The 18,675-nt window shown below is 52.7% G+C and carries 14 protein-coding genes; 7 read left to right on the top strand and 7 right to left on the bottom strand.

The features are described from left to right. Positions 1–480 precede the first annotated feature (480 nt). Both ACWIUF_RS15590 and ACWIUF_RS15585 read right to left on the bottom strand, forming a co-directional pair. Entirely contained in the window at positions 481–2,577 is a 2,097-nt protein-coding gene (locus ACWIUF_RS15590) for a CARDB domain-containing protein (protein ID WP_448573437.1), read from the bottom strand. Positions 2,578–3,370: 793 nt separating this feature from the next. After that, complete coding sequence (locus tag ACWIUF_RS15585; protein ID WP_448573436.1) at positions 3,371–4,087, bottom strand: helix-turn-helix domain-containing protein; 717 nt, start codon at positions 4,085–4,087, stop codon at positions 3,371–3,373. 172 nt (positions 4,088–4,259) lie between these two features. On the opposite strand from ACWIUF_RS15585, the gene ACWIUF_RS15580 reads away from it, so the two are divergent. The 6 genes from ACWIUF_RS15580 to ACWIUF_RS15555 all read left to right on the top strand — a co-directional run bounded on the left by ACWIUF_RS15580 (position 4,260) and on the right by ACWIUF_RS15555 (position 8,496). Then, positions 4,260–4,814: a DUF1499 domain-containing protein gene (locus ACWIUF_RS15580; protein WP_448573435.1), complete on the top strand. Its 555-nt coding sequence runs from the start codon at positions 4,260–4,262 to the stop codon at positions 4,812–4,814. 21 nt (positions 4,815–4,835) lie between these two features. Continuing rightward, complete coding sequence (gene scpB, locus ACWIUF_RS15575; RefSeq protein ID WP_448573434.1) at positions 4,836–5,417, top strand: SMC-Scp complex subunit ScpB; 582 nt, start codon at positions 4,836–4,838, stop codon at positions 5,415–5,417. Between the two features lie 143 nt (positions 5,418–5,560). Next, complete coding sequence (locus ACWIUF_RS15570) at positions 5,561–5,938, top strand: DUF760 domain-containing protein (RefSeq protein ID WP_448573433.1); 378 nt, start codon at positions 5,561–5,563, stop codon at positions 5,936–5,938. A gap of 137 nt (positions 5,939–6,075) precedes the next feature. Next, positions 6,076–7,593, top strand: coding sequence for a slr1306 family protein (locus ACWIUF_RS15565; protein WP_448573432.1), 1,518 nt, complete (start codon positions 6,076–6,078; stop codon positions 7,591–7,593). A gap of 65 nt (positions 7,594–7,658) precedes the next feature. Next, a complete protein-coding gene (locus tag ACWIUF_RS15560; RefSeq protein ID WP_448573430.1) occupies positions 7,659–8,042 on the top strand; it encodes a nucleotidyltransferase family protein in 384 nt (127 codons plus the stop codon). Continuing rightward, the gene (locus ACWIUF_RS15555; protein WP_448573428.1) at positions 8,017–8,496 is read left to right on the top strand and encodes a ribonuclease toxin HepT-like protein; all 480 of its coding nucleotides are present in this window, start codon (positions 8,017–8,019) and stop codon (positions 8,494–8,496) included. The genes ACWIUF_RS15560 and ACWIUF_RS15555 overlap by 26 nt, the downstream gene beginning before the upstream one ends. Before the next feature lie 35 nt (positions 8,497–8,531). On the opposite strand, the gene ACWIUF_RS15550 is transcribed toward ACWIUF_RS15555, so the two are convergent. From ACWIUF_RS15550 to ACWIUF_RS15540, 3 genes are all read right to left on the bottom strand, one after another. Further along, complete coding sequence (locus ACWIUF_RS15550) at positions 8,532–11,825, bottom strand: glycosyltransferase (protein ID WP_448573427.1); 3,294 nt, start codon at positions 11,823–11,825, stop codon at positions 8,532–8,534. Positions 11,826–11,918: 93 nt separating this feature from the next. After that, positions 11,919–12,260: a DUF5615 family PIN-like protein gene (locus tag ACWIUF_RS15545; RefSeq protein ID WP_448573425.1), complete on the bottom strand. Its 342-nt coding sequence runs from the start codon at positions 12,258–12,260 to the stop codon at positions 11,919–11,921. Further along, entirely contained in the window at positions 12,257–12,487 is a 231-nt protein-coding gene (locus tag ACWIUF_RS15540) for a DUF433 domain-containing protein (RefSeq protein WP_448573424.1), read from the bottom strand. Before ACWIUF_RS15540 ends, ACWIUF_RS15545 begins: the two co-directional genes overlap by 4 nt. Before the next feature lie 215 nt (positions 12,488–12,702). On the opposite strand from ACWIUF_RS15540, the gene ACWIUF_RS15535 reads away from it, so the two are divergent. After that, positions 12,703–14,841: a glycosyltransferase gene (locus ACWIUF_RS15535; RefSeq protein WP_448573422.1), complete on the top strand. Its 2,139-nt coding sequence runs from the start codon at positions 12,703–12,705 to the stop codon at positions 14,839–14,841. A gap of 126 nt (positions 14,842–14,967) precedes the next feature. Here ACWIUF_RS15535 and ACWIUF_RS15530 read toward each other — a convergent pair whose 3' ends face one another. Beyond that, a complete protein-coding gene (locus tag ACWIUF_RS15530; RefSeq protein WP_448573420.1) occupies positions 14,968–16,281 on the bottom strand; it encodes a glycoside hydrolase family 10 protein in 1,314 nt (437 codons plus the stop codon). An 80-nt stretch (positions 16,282–16,361) separates the two neighbouring features. Beyond that, on the bottom strand, positions 16,362–18,494 hold the full coding sequence (gene ppk1, locus ACWIUF_RS15525) for a polyphosphate kinase 1 (RefSeq protein WP_448573418.1): 2,133 nt from the start codon (positions 18,492–18,494) through the stop codon (positions 16,362–16,364). Between the last annotated feature and the right edge of the window lie 181 nt (positions 18,495–18,675).

Raw genomic sequence — 18,675 nt, 5'->3', positions numbered from 1 at the left:
GGACAAAGCTGCTTCAAGATCAATTTGACAAGCTTCGGGAATGAGGCTATCATAGAACATCATTTTTTATTTGTTAGAGGACAGAATACTGCATTCTGTCCCTTTTTTCCATCGCTTAACCTAACTTTCAACACTTCTGCTTAGCATCATAAAGCCCTAATCATTAACTGAGTGAACGATTTGCCACTCAACAATAACGCAAATTTCGAGATTGTCAACTATAAAATTTTGCTGAATATACAAAGCAGAAAGAAGACATGAGGATAGCGCGATCGCTAATGTTTAATCACGTTTCAATAACGATCCTATTGACTTCAATGACAGGTTAACAATCCTGTCATTACCCGTCGATCTTCTGGCGCAACTCGCCCCTACCAAAGTCAAAATCCTAATCCAAGGGCGGGTTCACAATTCCTAGCGTTATCCGTCGATATTCTGATGCAACCCGCCCCCACAGCCGCGCAACCAGTTAAATCTGGTTTACACAAAATTCATGCGATCAAATAGGCTATTATTCGGTGCAATATCCTTCAGAACCGCAATCAGTTCATCCTCCGTATCCCAAACCCCTGGACTCGAACCATCATCAACATAAATTCCAGTACCACCAGGTAGCCCATTGGGACTAAAGTTCAGGAGGTAATTCACGCCGCCTTTCAATTGCAGGCGATCTTGGGAGGCGTTGAAGTCTTCGATCAAGGCGTAGTCGCCATAGCCCGCGCCCGGACTCCGATCGTCATAGTAAATCGTATGGGTCGTCCCCAAAACAAAGAGGTTGGAACCTTCCCCACCAATCAGTGTGTCAATCTCACCCACCGAATCCCGATCGCGGCCAATGCCATCCAGGACATCATCACCCAAATCACCACTCAGGTAATCATCCCCCTTATCACCCAGCAACCAATCATTGCCTTTACCACCGTAAAGGGTGTCATCGCCATCACCACCCCGCACCGTATCGTCACCCAGATCACCGCGCAGGAAATCATGACCCCGTTCACCGTTGATAAAGTCGTTATCTTTACCGCCGTAAACGGTATCATCGCCATCACCGCCATAGAGACGATCGTCCCCTTGGTTGCCGAATAATTTGTCACTGCCATTGCCGCCAATCAACAGATCACGCCCTTCACGACCGAGGATGGTATCGTTACCGCCCGCACCATCGATCGTGTCATCAAAAGGACCGCCATAGATAAATTCCGGTGCTTCCGTTCCCCGAAAGTTATTGGGACTGGTCGTTGAGAGATAGATTGGTGGCAGGGCACCCCCAGGCGGTGGTTCGATCGTCGGGGTGAGGGCCGGGGGCACAAAGACGGGCGGGAAACCGGGGAAGTTGGGGAAGCCGGGAACGTTGGGGAAGCCGGGGCCAGGGATATTTGGCGGCGTCGGCATGGGTGGAATTGGGGGAACCGTGGCCACGGTGGTCATTGCCGTGGCCGTATTGTTGTCCTCATTGCGCTCCGCAATCTGGTTATTGGGATCAACCACCGCCGTATTGGTCAGCGTACCCGCTTCTTGCGGCGCACTGCCGGTGATGGTGAGAGTGGCGCTTTCCCCATCCGCCAGACTGCCCCCAGAGAAGGTGACGATGTCACCGGACTGACTAGCTGTAAAACCACCGCCACTAACCCCTGTTGACAAGAAATTGAACCCGCTGGGTAGGGTATCTTTTACCTCAATATTGGTTGCTGGAACTCCACCCGCTACATTCGTCACCGTCAATGTATAGGTTAAGGTACCGCCCACCAACACTGGATCGGGAGTATCAGCTTTGGTAATCGTCAAATCAGGCAGATCCGAATTCACCTGGGTCGCGATCGTCACCGTATTGTTATTCTCATTGGCCTCCTCAATCAAGTCATCCGGATCGACCACCGCCGTATTCTCGATCGTGCGCGGAAATTCCCCTGTATCCGGTGCCGTTCCGGTAATTGTAATCGTGGCGCTAGCCCCTGATGCCAGTGTTCCATTAGTGAACGTAATCTCATTACTCGCTAACGGTAAAGTCGGTGCGACAAAACCACCACTACCAACTGTGATGTCGGTTACCGTGAAGTCAGTCGGCAGAATATCCCGCACCTCAATTCCCGTCGCATCAACCCCATTCGCAGCATTACTGACCGTCAGCGTATAGGTGAGCGTCCCCCCCTTCGCAACGGGATCAGGGCTATCAGTCTTCGTAATAGTGAGATCTGCTAAATCCGGGGTAGTTTCTTGCAATTCCCAGCCTAAATCCTTGAGGATTCCCAATGTAATTGGTCCAGGATCATGAATAGCCTCCCCAAAATCTATATAAGGAGTCATCAATGAATTAGGATCACCTGCTGGAAAAGTATCTTCATCTAGGTGAGCAATACTACTTCCAGACTCATAGGGAACAGGCGCATATAACTTAGGCAATGCCCCGCCATTCGCATCACTTGCATTAATGCCATTAAAAAATACATCATCACTAATCAGCTCATTGCCTAGCTCAATCGAAGGGTTAGGAAAGTCAGCAATTAAGATATCGCCAGTACCATTCTCGACAAAAATATCAAAAATTGTTGGAAACAGTAGAGTTGGATCAGTCAATCCCCAATTGCCTTGATTATTATCAAAATCAAAGAAGAAGGAATCAAAAAATCCAAGTCCATGTCCAATTTCATGAAGGGCAATAGTTACAAAATCGAATTCCGATCCCCCGGGATTACCATCTAAGCCAAAATACCAATCAACACCTGTATTGTTAAATAGAGCAATAATTTCTGGATCATCATTATTTAGATCTTCACCAGCTAATTGATTAGCTAATGCTACTGGATATAATATATCGTTTTTATCAGGAGGAGTACCCGGAAAATTCCTGATAAAGCTCTCAGGACTAGCCCCGCCTAAAATATCAGGACCAAGGTTAGAAAAACTGGCATTAATAACAACCTCAATTGGAGAGACAATGAGGCTATTCCAGATGTCTACTGCGAACTGGAATGCAGCTCGTGCTTGCGGGTTACTCGTAAATCCAGCACCATAGCTGACGGTAATGCTATTCTTGAAGATAGGGCCAGATCCTTGATCAGAACTTTCTGATTGCGAGGGTAGTGGGAGCCTGGAAGGCGGTATATACGAGAGCGTACTGTTAGACCCTGCTCGTAATTGGGCCAAATAAAAATTCTCATACCAATTGGGCAGCAGCGACTCTGTTGTCAAGCTAGAATCGACGCCTGATCCTGCGATCGCGATCGTTGCCATACCCTGCTCCTCACTCTTCTCACATCACATCAACGGTGTATATGGCATAAACAGAGAACTGACACCCACAATGCGTGCCAAGACCCTGCTTAAAGATTCAATTGTCCCCTTGACGATAACTTAAAAAAATCGATTGTCAAGGTTGAGCTGTTGCTAATTTCACCTCAGCCCGCCAGAGCAAGCGATCGCCCTGCCGATAGCCCACATTTACCACCTGAACCCGTTCCCCCGGTGCTACCATTTCCCCCTGGAGTTGATGAAGCTGAGGATCAAAGGGCACGATCGCGCCAACAGAACCGATCGCCTCCACGCCCCAGTGATGCAAAAGCTGCTTAATCGGTTGCACCAGCTTGAGTAGCCGTTCAGCCGGTAAATCGGGCTTATTGGCCACCGCCGCCTCTGCCTTTGGCCACGATCGCAACCACGGCTCCAGCATATCCAAACTATCCCGCTGAAACTGGGCTAAGAGCGATCGCTGCTGTTGGGCCACCTGGGCTTGAAGTTGCTCATATTCCTGGGCATAGGCCGCTAGCTGCGTCACCAGATCAGTGCTTGCGGTTACCGGAGATGGACACGCTGGAGCCTCGATTGCCAAACTCGCCAGCGTCCCCGGTGGCGTAAAGGTTTCCAAAAACGTTAATAATGGCATTTGCAGCGATCGACTGAGGCGCAACAACACATCCAGCGACATCCCGCCCGCCTGTCCTTGCCGCAAATGGCGAATCTGCCCCCGCGAAACCCCCGCCCGTTGCTCTAGAGCCGCAAAGCTGGGAATCCCAACCGCCTGCATCTGGCGACGCAATTCCGGCGTGAAATCCGTGATCTGTCCTAGCGATGGCGACGCGTGTGACATGACTGGCCCATCCCACTGGCTAAGGGTACCTTGCGAAATGCGTCTATACTTAATGGCTATCTTAAGCGCGTTTATTGGCGATCGCGTCCATGTTGATTGGGGAGCGCTATGATTGACTCCTAAGCGCACTTGAACCCAGACAGCAAAATCTCTAAAGCGTGAGGTGAACCTTGTGGGTGGGAATCTTTGGATGATGGCCGTATCCCTACTGTTCTGCTGGCAAAGCTGGCTCACCTCTCCCCTGCCCAATCTGGGGATCAGCCCCCCCGCGCTCGCGTCCCTGCACCTTGCACCAACCAGCAGCGCGATCGTCGGTAGCCTCCTCTCCTTTCCGGGTACCCCACCCAGCAACCTAGGCATTAAAGCTGGAAAACTGGCCCCCTGCCCCAGTACCCCCAACTGTGTTTCCAGCCAGAGCCAGGACGCTCAACACAAAATCGACCCCCTGCCCTATACCGGTAATCCCAAAGCCGCCTTTGCCGATCTCAAAACAGTGGTTGAACAGCAGGAACGCACCCACATCGTCAAGGCCACCGATACCTATCTATATGCCGAATTTACCACCCCGCTGTTGGGGTTTGTTGATGATGTTGAATTTTGGCTCGATCGCGCCCACCGAGTCATTCAAGTGCGATCGGCCTCGCGACTGGGGGAATCGGACTTAGGGGTCAACCGCAAACGCATCGAACACATCCGTCACCAATGGCAGCGCCAACATCAGACCTAGACTCCGATCGCCCTATCGCCCATGTCTTCCTTAAGTGCCAAGGTTGAAGCCATCCTCTATCTCAAAGGGCAAGCCCTGACGATCGCCCAAATTGCCGAATATGCCAACCGCGATCGCGATGCCGTTGAAGAAGCCCTCTTGGAACTCATGGACGACTACAACCATCGCGACAGTGCCCTAGAAGTAATTGAAACGACTGAGGGGTATAGCCTACAACTGCGCACCGCCTTCCAGAGCCTCGTCGAGCAACTGATCCCCCTGGATTTGGGTGTTGCGGCCCTACGCACTCTAGCCGCGATCGCCCTGAAGGGATCGATTTTGCAAACTGAATTGGTCGAACTGCGGGGATCGGGGGCCTACCAGCACGTCCAGGAATTGATCGAAAAGGGATTTGTGCGTAAACGTCGGGTGGCCGATAGCCGTTCCGCCCGCCTACTGCTCACCGATAAGTTTTTTCGATATTTCCAAACCGAGTCCCTGCCCCAGATCCCGAACCTAGGGATGCTCGCCGCCGAACCAGAGACCCCAGAATCCGACGCCATTACCCCGATTGCCCCTGTAGATAGCGATCCTAACGGGGATACGCTAACCCCCTCCCCGTAGATTTACCGGCCCCAAACCCAGCCTTCGCGCCTTTCCTTGGGCAAAGCAACCGGTCACTCCGGCGAACCCACGCAAATTTAGGGAGGTGAAAATCGACAGAACCGTTTAGATTAGTAAATAACGAATGTGTATCCTGAGTACTCATGGTATTTAACCCTGACTTTCTGAATACGGACGTGGAAGACAGCCAGACCAATCTGCTGCTGCAATATCTCCAACACCAACCACCAGAAGTGTTGGCACGGGTTGTAAAGTCAGTTAGCCCTGAAATCAAAGAGATTATCTCCCAAAATGTCCAGGGCATGGTTGGAATGCTGCCATCGGAAGGGTTCAACGTTCAAATCACGACCGATCGTGACAACCTGGCGGGGTTGCTGGCCTCAGCCATGATGACGGGCTACTTCCTGCGACAGATGGAGCAGCGAATGGAACTGGATGTCCACCTCACGGGGGAAAGCAATTTCGCAACGCCCTGGGATCGGTTTATGGCCAACCCACCGGCCACTAACCCGCTGGAATAGGCCCCGGCCCCGCGCCTACGCTGGCTCCGTTTTGACAAAATCTGCGTGAAAACTGAGTTTTGTCACAGAGGTTACCGACTTCTCCACTTACCCATAAAATTGACACAGACGCTCGATCGCTATGGGAGGGGGAGCCAATGGCCGCCGACACAGATACCAAACGCCCCATCTACAAACGTCCGATTCTGATCGGAGGGCTGGCGCTGTCGGTCTGCCTCTGGTTGTTAGATAGTCTTCAGCAGGTACTGGCGGAAGTGGGCACGATCAGCTTCCTTGGACTTTTGGCCCTAGCGGGGGGCATTCTGGTGATGAAACCCCGATCGCAGCCGCTCACGATCGCCCCGCCCCCTCGTCCTTTGGATCGCACTGCGGTTGAAGCGGCAATCGCCCAAGCTGCTGTCGCCATTGAGCAATTGAACCAAGAATTAGCCACCACGCCTGAAGGTCCCCTTGCGGTAAGCGTTTCTGAACAATTACAGGCATTGCAAACCCGGTGGCAGGCGCTACGCCCAGAGATGGAACGGTCAACCCTGCGGGGAGCGATCGTGGGTGGTCCATCAGTCGGCAAAACCACGCTGCTCAACCATTTGCAGGGGCATTGTATTCCCTGGGAAGAACCCCGAATTACCTGGCAGGAAATGGCGGATTTACCGCTCACCTGTGAGCAGGCGATCGCCACTGTGCCCCGTTGGCCCTGGTTGGTAACCCAGGATGTGGTGATTTTCCTGGTTACGGGGGACCTCACGGAGTCAGAGCGCCATACCCTGTACCAACTGCAACAGGTCAATCTACGGACGGTGGTAGCTCTGACGAAGCAGGATCAGTATTTACCGGATGAGTGGCCGATCGTCCTGCAACAGGTGCGCCAACATCTCCAGGGTACGCTTGACTCGGCGGATCTGGTAGCGATCGCCCCGGCCCCCAGTCCCCTCAAGGTGCGGCAACAGCAAGCTGATGGCTCGATGCAGGAGTGGTTAGAAGCGCGTCCGGCGGATGTCACTGCCCTGACCGATCGCCTCACGACGCTGGTCAAAACGGAACAGCCTGCCCTGATCCTGGCCACAACCCAACGGCTCGCCCAGCAACTCCAGCAGGAAGCCCGCACTGCCCGGAACGAACTCCGCCGTCAACGTGCCCTGCCCGTGATTGAGCAATATCAGTGGGTGGCCGCCGCCGCAACCTCCCTCAATCCGGTGCCCACCCTCGATCTGCTAGCGACGACGGCGATTAATGCCCAGATGGTGCTGGATTTGGGGGCGATCTACCAGTGTCCCTTGTCCTGGCAGCAGGCCCAAACCCTGGCGACAATCCTGGCGAGTCAAATGCTGAAGTTGGGATTAGTGGAAGTCTCAACCCAACTCCTGGGGAATGTGCTGAAGGGAACGTCCCTAACCTTTGTCGTGGGGGCGGCGATCCAGGGGGTGAGTGCGGCCTATCTCACCCGCGTAGCCGGTCTCAGTTTGGTGGAGTACTTTGCCCAGGTGGAAGTCGCTCCGGAGACGGGGAATAGGGGCGATCGCCTCCGGCAAATTGTCCAAACCGTTGCTCAAAGCACTCAACGCAGTACGATCCTCCAGGATTTTGCCCGACAAGCGATCGCGGCTTTACCCCAACCGAATACCACGCCAGCCGATGCTACTCCATCACAAAGTTGATGCGCTAAGCTAGGTTGCCGCAGTGTGTAGAAGGAGGTAGATCGCGCCTAACGAAGGAGAACCTAATGGCAATCGATCTGGAACAATGCTGCGAAAACTTTAGACAACGGTTAGCTCTGCAACAGGCTCAGCGAGAAACCCATCGCCAGCAAGCCCGTAACGCCGCGATCGCTGCGATCCTTGACGTTGCACCGACTTATCCCTGCATTACCCAAATCTATCTGTTTGGATCGGTGACCCAACCCGGATGCTTTAGCGATCGCTCTGACATTGATATTGCCGTTGCGGGTACCGACGCTGCCACCTACTTTGCCCTCTGGCGCGACCTAGAAACTGCGTGTCCCGACTGGTTAATTGATTTGCGCGAAATCAATCAGCCCTGCCACTTTAGCAATACGGTACGTCAAACGGGAGAACTGATTTATGATGCCTCAAATTGCTATTCTTAAAGCCAACATTGAAGCAGACTGTCGAGAAATTGAGACGTTGTACAAATATTTAAATCTCTATGTTAATAGCTTACAAAGTCAGGAACAAGTCATTACTGCAAGCTATTACTTAAATAATTTATATTCAGCCTTTGAAAACATTTGTTTAAATATTGCTCGGACGTTTGAAAATCAGATTGACGATCGCAGCCAATGGCATAGCACTTTACTAAGGCGCATGACGCTAGATATTCAAGGCATACGTCCAAAACTCTGGAGTGAAGCATCTTATCAAGAATTGGATGAGCTACGCCGATTTCGCCATGTTTTCCGTAATGCCTACACCATTGAACTCGACCCGCAGCGAGTCGCGATCGTCATTACCCAAGCCCAATGCCTTCAAAGCCTTTACCAAGCTGACTTAGAGCAGTTCAAAGCCTTTCTCGATACTCTCGCCCAGCCACGCTCAAGTTAAACTATACACATAGGTTAGTCTGTGAAAGATTGGGATCATTCCCTGGCCTGACTGTCGGCCAAAATCCGTTGCAATGTTGCCTCAAATTGGTGGGGATCACATTCCACCTGCACACGCTTGAGGGCATTCTGTTGGAGGCGCTCCCAGAGATCTTGATCCTGGTAGAGACGCACACAGGCTGCGGCAAACCCTTCGGTGTCATCCGCGACGAGTAAATCAACTTCCGACTCCCAGCCTAATTGTTGGGCAATCAGGGAAGTGGCCACAACCGGAACCCCCCTAGCTGCCGCCTCATGGACCTTATGGGGAATCCCGGCTCCATACCGGGTCGGGGCGACAAACAGACGCGCCTGATTATAGAGGGGAGTCAGGTCGGGAACAGTCCCTAATACCTTGATCGCCGGATTGCCATCCCGCCAAATTTCGTAGTTAATTGCTTCGATCGCGTTGGTTCCCGCAATCACCAGTTCTGCCCCTGGACCCAGTGTTTTTTGCATTAAGGGGAAAATTTTCTGACTCAGCCAAACGACGGAATCCGCATTGGGGGAATGGGCATCGTGAATCGCACCGACAAACAGGAGTTGAGCGCGATCGCTAAACGCATTTGGCGTTGGCTGCACCTCAAGAGCATGACCTAAAACATACACCGAAGAACAACCATAGGTCATAAAGTGCTGACGTTCGGCTTCGGAAACCGCAATCACGCATTGACTCCCCTGGGTAATGGCGACTTCCGCTGCAATGTGTTGGGCGATCGCGTCGGGCGTTGGTTCAGTCCCCGTTAGTTTTTGCTGGGCAACATCGCGTAGACAATAGAGGGCTTCCGCATCGTAAATAATGGGGATTTCATCACGAGGATGATTAGCTTGCGTCAAGACTGCTTTGATGCCTTGCATATTGTGGGGACGGCTGACAAAGATCAGGTGATAAAACCCTGGTCGCTCCTGCAAGAGAGTCTGTAATCGGGCGGTTCCAGAACCGTCGATCACTTCCACTTCTGGGGGTAAATCGCTATACAGGGTTTGCCAATCTTCTACGGCAAAATTCATCGGAAAAACCGTGACAAAATAGCCCAATTTCACCATTAATCGAAGAATACGATTGGCGCGGGTAAAGCCAGACCCCAGGTAGCGATGGGGAACACGATCGTCAATAAACAAAATCCGCCGCTGCTGGGTACGCGCAATTCGAGCCAGCACAATATTTTCTGGCCGAGGTTCGTATTGTTGGGCTAACCAGGTCGCGTGTTTTTGCGCAAAAATGGCCTGATGTTCCGCCTGAAGCGCGATCGCACGTTTCTGGGAATCAGAACTGGCAAATTCATAATGCTGAATCACCACCTGGGGATCATAGATAACCGATTTTCCCTGTTCCCACAGTCGCACACAGTAATCCGTTTCCTCGTAATAAGCTGGGGCATAGGCTGAATCAAACCCACCCGCCTGCATCAATAAATCCCGCCGCGTCAGCAAAAAGGCCGCAGAACAATAGTCTACAGGTCGCCGGAATTGATAGGGCGGTGCATGGGGATTATCGCCACGCCCATACCCTAAACAGGACCCATCTCGCCAGATGATACTCCCAGCTTCCTGGAGCGTGCCATCAGGCAGAATAATTTTGCCCCCAACTGCGCCGATCGCGGCCTCTTTTTGCATCAGGTTCCAGGCATGGGTCAGGCTATCGGGGAATAAACGGGCATCGTTATTCAGGAATAAGATATAACGACCTTTGGCCACTTTCCCCGCCTGATTACAGGCTCGTAGATAATGTAAATTTTGCCGATTGCGAATGACGGTTACCCCTTGAATTTGCTGGAGTAATTGGGGGGTTGCATCAGTCGAGGCATTGTCAACCAGGATAATTTCTAGGGACTTAAAGTTATTTCCCAGCAGCGATCGCAAACACGCTAAGGTCAATTCGGCTCGGTTGTAGAGGACCAGAATCACACTAACTTCCGGCTGGTCAACACGGGGAAATGCTAAAATCGAGAGGGTATCCAGGAAGGTTTGCAAATCCCGCTGACACGCCTGGGTCAGTTCCTGCTTGAGGGCATCGAGCGATTGGTTAGCCGGAGGTTTCAATTGGGGCGGGGGAACGGCTAAGCCCAGGAAACTGGAGAAATCGGTGGCTTCGATCGCACGTCCTAGCTGTAATTTAAGCTTGAACCAGGTCTGGCGAAGTCGCCAAAACTTACTGGTTAGCATTGCCGCTAACAGGGTGCGATTCTGGGTTAATAAATCTTGGGCGCGACGGGCTTCGGCTTGGGCACGATCGCAGGTAGCCTGGGTTCGATCGAGGGTGGCCTGGGTCGTTTGCCAGCGCTTAGTTAAATGTTGGGTATAGCCCTCAAAATAGTTGCGTGTTTGGGTTAGTTCAGTTTGGGTTGCTTCCAATTCAGATTGGGTCTTCTGAATCACTGTTTCCAGATGGCGGGCATAGGCTTTACCCTTGGCCAGTTCTGCTAACGGCGTGGCGACGCGATCGTCAAAGATCTCACTCACCCGTTGCTTGAACGCAGCATTGGCAAAGCGATAATCTGGATGATAAATAATCTTGGCACAGAGGCGATAGCCCTCGACAACCGTCGCTCCGGCTTCAAAGTTACGATTGGTCTGTTGTTGCGGATGGAGTCGGAACGTGGCCAAGGTGCGATCGATAAACCCAATGTGATAGCGGCTCATGATGCGCAGCCACATATCTACATCAATTAAATGCTTTAGTTCAGGATCAAAAGGTCCTACTTCCGTAAAGACTTCTTTGCGAATTAACACCGCTGTCGGTTCGCCAATTTTATTGATCGGCTCTTCTAGTAAATTTGGATCACCGAGTAAGGTCTCACCCCTTTGCACCCGCTCTAAGGTTGACCAGGCCGCATGGACATTCTGACAGCCGTTATACACAATCAAACAATGGGGATCATCCTGGGCCGATTCCGCCAGCAACACATGGCGCTTGGCAAACACCAAACCGATCGCCGCCTCTTGCTCCGCCAAGGCAACCATCTCTTCAACGCAGGTCGGCTCTAAGGTGTCATCCTGAAAGAGAAATTTAATATATTTGCCACTGGCTTTTTCAATACAAAAATTCCAATTCTCGACCAATCCCAACCGGGCATGGGGCAGAATCAGAAAATCCACTGGGGAACGGGCTTGGAATGCCTGCGCGATCGCGAGGGTGCGATCGGTGGAATCATCATCCGACAGAAGAATTTCCAGGTTGGGATAGGTTTGGGCCAGCGCACTCTCTAGTGCTTGGGCTAAAAACGCCTCACCGTTATAGGTTGGAATACAAATACTTACCCGTGGTAATGCGGTTGCGGCTGCCGTCACGATAATTCCTCAGTTTTCACCGATCCCTAGATAGGAGAGTCTAGCCTAATTGGGGCTTTGGATCTAGTACTGCCGCGATCCTCCCCCTCTGAATCAGTCTCTAGAATGAAGCTCAAGGCAGCATAATCTAGAGTTTTCCAAAAACGATTGAATGGCTTCCACAGCAGAACGCATTAGAGCCTCAACCTCGTTTGTTAGTAGGTTACCACATCGCAACCAAATAATTTTAGGAGGAGAACCGTACAGCCGACTTCTTTCAGCAAAGTCTGCATCTTGAGTCACGATACAGAAGCCATTTGCTTTAGCAAATTCCCAGATCTCGGTGTCTGTTTTCTCTGCTAAACCATGAAATTGAACATGGCTAGATTCAGGGAAAATATCTGCCAAACGATTGACTAACTTCCGACTCAGATTTTGATCGAATAAGAGTTTCAAGAAGCACCCGCTGACACCACTAAACGATGCTCCCGATCAGCCGCAAATTCCAAACAGGCCCTTATATCGGCTTCTGTCAATTCTGGAAAGTCGTCAATAATCTCAGCGGTAGACATACCAGCCGCTAACCAACCTAGAACATCGTAGACCGTGATTCGCATCCGACGAATGCAGGGTTTGCCACCACGCTTGTCTGGCTCAATAGTAATAATGTCGCGATAGCCCATAATACGAACAGGTCACTTGTGTCTACTTAAGTCTAGAGCAGGCTAGCGCCTGACGGCAATGGACGATCGCCGGGGGGTCAGTCGCAAGTTACAGCTCACCTACTGCTGTTGAGCTTTGCCGTTGCCCGATCGTTGTGCAGCCGTTGTGTAATACTCGCGCGTATAGTAGTGCAGTAGCGTCTAAATTTTGCCGAATCGATCGCCCCGAATCCCCAATGAACCTACCTACCTGCTCCTTGATTGTGGTCAACTACAATGGCGTCCATTACCTCAAGGACCTCTTTGCCTCTCTGCACGCCCTCGACTACCCTGCCGATTTACTAGAGTTGATTCTAGTCGATAACGGCTCCCAGGACGATTCCCTGGCCTTGTTGGCTGCGGCGTTTCCCCAGGTACAGGTGATCCAGAATCCCATCAATAGCTTTACCAAGGCGCTCAATCTAGGGATTCAGGCGGCGCACGGGGACTATATTGGTTTTCTCAACAACGATGCCACGGTCGATCGTGCCTGGTTACGCCTCCTAGTCGCGGGCCTGGAGCAACAGCCGACGGTGGGGGCGATCAGCGGCAAATTGTTGTTTCCCGATGGCCGCATTAATAGCGTTGGGGTTGAGGAAAAAGACAATTTCTACTGGGCCGATCGCGGCTTTGGGGAGGTTGATCAGGGCCAGTACGATACGCCCGGCGAGGTGACGGCACTCTGTTGGGCGGCGATCCTCTTTCGGCGAACCTGTCTAGCGCAGGTGGGACCGATCGACGAAGATTTCGTCATGTATATGGAGGATATTGACTACGCCCGTCGTTGCCGCGATCAGGGTTGGGGCTTGTATTACCTACCCACGGCGATCGCGTATCACCAATTCCGGGGGTCCAGTCAGGGCAATACCCTGGCGGAATATTTCTGTAACCGCAATCGATTTCTCTACCTTGCCAAGCACGAACCCCAGGCCCTCGCCCAGGCGATCGCCACCTCAGTTTTTTTCACGGAGCATCAGTACGACCTCCTACACGAAACGGTGCCCGCCATGCTGAAAAAGTTGTTCGAGCATCAGGACCCGGAGACCCTCACCCAGGTGCTTCCCAAGCTTCAGGAATTGCTGATTATCCTCTACGGGGTCGATACGACCGATCACCTCTTGCAACGCCTAGAGGTCCTGCTGGGTTACCGCAAACCGCGATTGGGCATCTATGACCACGGCCTGCACTTCATTGGCGGGGGACAAAACTATGTCGCTACTGCCGCCGCTGCCATCCAGGACCTCTTCGACATTACGTTCATTGCCAATAAGACCGTGACGATCGCCCAGCTAGAGGAGTGGTATGGCCTCGACCTGTCCCGCTGTCAGGTGAAAGTGGTCCCGTTACCGTTCTATGAGCAGCGGGGGGCACACCATATCGATTCTGGACTGGCCAACGATTTGCCGGAGAACCCCTTTGATGCAATTGCGGCAGAAAGCCGGAACTATGACCTTTTCGGCAACGCCAACATGCTGGAGAAAGTGAAACCCCTCTCGCCCCTATCGGTCTTCTTCTGCCACTTCCCCGACACCCAGCGCGGTCCCTACTTCGCCGTGGATGACTACACCTTCATCCTGACCAACAGCGAATTCACCAGCAAATGGCTGCGTAAACGCTGGGAACTGGAACCCACCTTCCTGCTCTATCCGCCGGTGGAAATGGGCACGGCTACCCCAGAGAATCCCCCAAAGAAAGAAAAAATTATTCTCTCGGTGGGTCGTCTGGAACCGGGCGGCAATAAGAAGCAACTGGAGATGATCCAGGCGTTCCAAGATTTAGTCCGAGCGCATCCCAGTGAGTTAGCCGGTTGGCAGTTCTGGGTCGTGGGGGGCAGTACACCGGGAAATCCCTATTTAGAAAAGGTGAAGGCGCTGATCAGGCAGGGAGACGCGCCGATCGTGGTAAAGACCAACGTCCCCCGTCCCGAACTCCAAGACATCTACGCCAAAGCCAGCATTTTCTGGCACGCCTGCGGCCTAGGGGAGATCAACCCCCAACTCTATGAACACTTTGGCATGGCGACGGTGGAGGCGATGCAAAGCTTCTGTGTGCCGATCGTGACGGATGGCGGTGGGCAGCAGGAAATTGTGGAGCAGGGGATATCGGGGATGCGGTTTAATTCGATCGCGGAAATGCAGGCCCAAACCCTAGAATTGGTTTCCGATCCCGATCGCCTACAAACCATGCAACGGGCGGCCTACGATCGCAGTCAACGGTTCCGCAAAGCGCCCTTCAACGCCAAGGTGCGGGAGTTTTTTGAATTCGTCTGCCAGGAATACGCCCAGATTCACCTGCCCGATCCCCAAGCCGTCGCCCATAAGCTGCGCCCTAGCTAGGTTTCCGAGTTGACTTGCGCCTGTCTGTTGCTGAGGTAAATCGGCAGAGCCAGTTCTACGTCATGAGCATGGATGTATCCAGGTAATGGTTCAATGGTCCATAAGCGCCTGCTTAAACCAGAAACTTTAAGCTAAAAAATCGAGATCGGCGCGACTGCGGGCGATCGGGTTTCCTAGGCCCGGATCAATGCGCTGATTCACCAGTGTTTCATAAAAGAAATAGGCAACCCCGGAAAAATGCTTGCTTCTGACGAATTGGGTTTGCTCCCGAATGACCGAGGCGGCCCACGGTGAACTGCGATAGCCCGTGAATAACCCGATCGCGGTGGGAATGCGATCGCGTGCCCGGAGGAGAGTTTTTTCTCTTAATTCACTGTTCAGCGCGGCTAGGGTTGGTCGATACAGTTGGATTGCCAATTCTTCAATCAGTCCTTCCTGTTCCCATGCTCCCCAGTTCGCCGGGTATTCGTGGGTTGAAAAGCCATGCGGATTAGGGGAAAGTGAAATACGACAGTCAGGGTTGATAAGTTTGACGGCCTTAAAGATCTGCCGCATCAGAGTTGTCACGTGTTTGATCCGCCAATCTGACCATTTTTGCCAATGTGATTCGCGACGATGCTTCGGTAAATGGCGACGCTGCGTTTCCTTCAAAAAGAGATCCCTGGTAAAAGGGTCATAGCCCATTTCCTTGGGCATCCCAAAGTGATCATCCAGTTGAATGCCATCCACGGGATAGTGCCGAACAACCTCGGCAATCAGTGCGACTAAAAATGCCTTCACCTCTGGCCGACAGGGATTTAGCCAAACACAATCGTCCGGAACGGTTCCACCTTTGCCGCTGGGCTTGAGGCGGATTAATTCGCCCCGAAAATCCTGGGTTAGCCATTGAGATTTTTGGACGGCCAATGGGCCTGGGGGTGGGGTGGTCATGAGACCATACTCAAACCAGGGGAGTACCCGAAAGCCCATTTCATGCCCTAGGGTCACAATCTCAGCCAGCATATCTCCCCCCCTCGCCTGCATTCGAGGATGGAGTGTTTGTCCAAACATGGCTGTCGCTAAACGACTGGGATAGAGGGTATAACCACCGGTCCAAACTGCTGGATAGAGGGTATTAAAATTCAGAGATTTTAGTCTTTCTAAGGCTGGCCGCAGTTGCCCTGCCTCTAACAGAACTTGACTATCGGTGGTGGTTAGCCAGACACCCCGAAGTTCATCGAGATTAACCCTAACATGGGCCAAGAAGAAATAACCGAATTTCCCAATGGGGGGCAGAGGAGTGAGGAGTTCAACCCAGCAGTGAGTGCCGACACGAAAAGCATATTTAATCTTGAATTCACTGCCGATGGTAACGGCAAGCTTTTCTTGTTTAGAGAGGACCAAAGCGGGGCGTGTTGATTTCTTCAACCAGGAAGACTTAACAATGGTTAGGGTTTTCATTGGTTCGACTGGAGGGCAAGGGGTAGGGAGTGGCCGATCGCGACCAGCCGTGACATTCTCAGACTATGGCACAGGGAACGTTATCCCGTCACCGATCGCCGGGCCAATGCCATTAAAATCACCTGGGCGGACTGTTCGGCACAACCCGGTTGGGGCTGGCGGCGAAAATAACTCCCATCCGGCTGAAGTTCCCAAGCTTGACAGTTATCAGCCAGCATAATCCCTAAAATTTCCTGGAGATCCTTTGAGAGGGCCGGATCAGCGATCGGAGTGACGGCTTCCACCCGCCGATTCAGGTTGCGCGGCATCCAGTCCGCACTGCCAATATAAACCGCTTCTTGACCACGATTATGGAAGTAGAAAATCCGAGAATGCTCCAGGAAGCGCCCCACAATACTAATCACGCGAATATGCTCACTCACCCCCTCAACCCCTGGCCGCAGGCAGCAAATCCCCCGCACAATCAGGTCGATTTTCACCCCCGCTTGGGAGGCCCTGTACAACGCTGCAATAATCTGAGGGTCCACTAAAGCATTCATCTTGGCCACAATCCGGGTAGGGTAACCCGCTTGGGCGTGTTCACGTTCGCGATCGATCAGGGCAATCATGCGATCGCGCAAATTGACGGGCGCTACCAACAATTGTCGATAGGATTGCTGCCGCGAATAGCCCGTCAGGTAATTAAACAGATCGGTAAGATCGGCCCCCAATTCCTCTCGACAACTGAGGATGCCCAAATCGGTATACAGTCGTGCCGTTTTCGAGTTGTAATTACCGGTCCCAATATGGACATAGCGACGGATCTTGCTCCCCTCGCGCCGCACCACCATCGCAATCTTCGTGTGGGTTTTCAGGCCCACCAGTCCATATACCACATGGACACCCGATTGTTCCAGCTTCCGTGCCCACTGGATATTATTCTCCTCATCAAAACGGGCCTTGAGTTCCACCAGCACCGCCACCTGTTTGCCATTTTCGGCTGCTGCAATCAGGGCTTGGACGATCGGGGAGTCCCCGGAGGTGCGATAGAGAGTCATCTTGATGGCTAGAACCCCCGAATCATAGGCTGCCTGGGTGAGGAAACGCTGCACGGTCCCCGTAAAGGAATGGTAGGGATGGTGAACCAGGATATCCCCTCGCCGGATAATGCTGAAAATATCCTCTCCCTCCTCACTCTCCATCACCCCGATGTTTAGACTCGGCTCGTTAGCTGGACGCAGGCTAGGCGGGATCACCGACGACCAGGGCGGGTCCTTCAATTCCGGGAGCGGCAACCCCATCAGGGACATCAAATCCCCCAGGTTGAGCAATCCGTGGGCCTCATAGACATCACTGGCCTGTAGTCCCATCTCCCGCATGAGCGTATCCCGTACCGTTGTCGGCATGGAAGCCTGGACCTCTAACCGCACGATCGATCCCCCCAGGCGTCGCTTGCGCAGTTCCTGCTCGATCGCCTGTAACAAATCCGCCGCCTCATCCTCCTGGATTTCCAAATCCGCATTGCGGGTAATCCGGAAGGGGTAATATTCCTGGATCGCCATACCAGGAAACAAGAACTCCAGGTTATGGGCAATTACCTGCTCTAGGGGCACCCCCGTCCACACCGCCACCTGCTTTTTGCGCTGTACCCGCAGGGGTTCCGGCAAACTGAGAAAACGAGGTAAGACATCGGGTACCTTAACACGGGCAAAGTGTTCCTCGCCGCTGGTCAAATCCCTGACCAGGACCGCCAAATTCAGGCTGAGGTTGGAGATATAGGGAAAGGGATGCCCCGGATCGAGGGCCAGCGGTGTCAGAACCGGAAAAATTTGCTCCTCGAAGTAGTGCTGGAGGTATTCCCGTTGGGCCTCACTCAGATCCCCATAGTCCAGCAGGTACACACCATGTTGGCTGAGTTTGGGGCGTAGGGTTTGCTCAAAGTACTGGTGCTGTTTGTGCAACAGGGGCCGTAACCGCTCGGCGATCGCGGCCAACTGTTCTTCAGCGGTGCGGCCATCGGGCGATCGCTTTTGGACCTGAGCCTCCACCTGTTGTTTCAGGGCGGCCACCCGTACCATGAAAAACTCATCCAGGTTATTGCTGAAAATTGCCAAAAACTTCAGTCGCTCCACCAGAGGGGTCCGGGGACTCAACGCTTCCTGGAGCACCCGGTGGTTAAACTCCAGCCAACTTAGCTCACGATTAAAAAAGTACTGGGGGTCTTGCAGGTTCACCGCGTCTGTCCAGGGGTAAGGGTGAAGGGTAAGGTTAAAGGGGGAAGGGGGAAGGGGAAAAGCGAACTTGGGACCTTCGTGCCTTTGGGGTTCTGTGCCGGGATATGCCCATCTCGCCTACGCCCGCCGCCTAAGTCAACTATAGGTTCTGGGCGCGATCGCGGGATAGCTGTGTCTACTG

Source organism: Trichothermofontia sp., from assembly GCF_053493415.1.
This window is presented reverse-complemented; position numbering and strand designations above follow the sequence as displayed.

Excerpts from the sequence above, each read along its gene's own strand:
- ACWIUF_RS15565 (WP_448573432.1), top strand. The coding sequence starts at position 6,076 with ATGGCCGCCGACACAGATACCAAACGCCCCATCTACAAACGTCCGATT.
- ACWIUF_RS15535 (WP_448573422.1), top strand. The coding sequence starts at position 12,703 with ATGAACCTACCTACCTGCTCCTTGATTGTGGTCAACTACAATGGCGTC.
- ACWIUF_RS15570 (WP_448573433.1), top strand. The coding sequence starts at position 5,561 with ATGGTATTTAACCCTGACTTTCTGAATACGGACGTGGAAGACAGCCAG.
- ACWIUF_RS15585 (WP_448573436.1), bottom strand. The coding sequence starts at position 4,087 with ATGTCACACGCGTCGCCATCGCTAGGACAGATCACGGATTTCACGCCG.
- ACWIUF_RS15540 (WP_448573424.1), bottom strand. The coding sequence starts at position 12,487 with ATGGGCTATCGCGACATTATTACTATTGAGCCAGACAAGCGTGGTGGC.
- ACWIUF_RS15555 (WP_448573428.1), top strand. The coding sequence starts at position 8,017 with ATGATGCCTCAAATTGCTATTCTTAAAGCCAACATTGAAGCAGACTGT.
- ACWIUF_RS15530 (WP_448573420.1), bottom strand. The coding sequence starts at position 16,281 with ATGAAAACCCTAACCATTGTTAAGTCTTCCTGGTTGAAGAAATCAACA.
- ACWIUF_RS15560 (WP_448573430.1), top strand. The coding sequence starts at position 7,659 with ATGGCAATCGATCTGGAACAATGCTGCGAAAACTTTAGACAACGGTTA.
- scpB (WP_448573434.1), top strand. The coding sequence starts at position 4,836 with ATGTCTTCCTTAAGTGCCAAGGTTGAAGCCATCCTCTATCTCAAAGGG.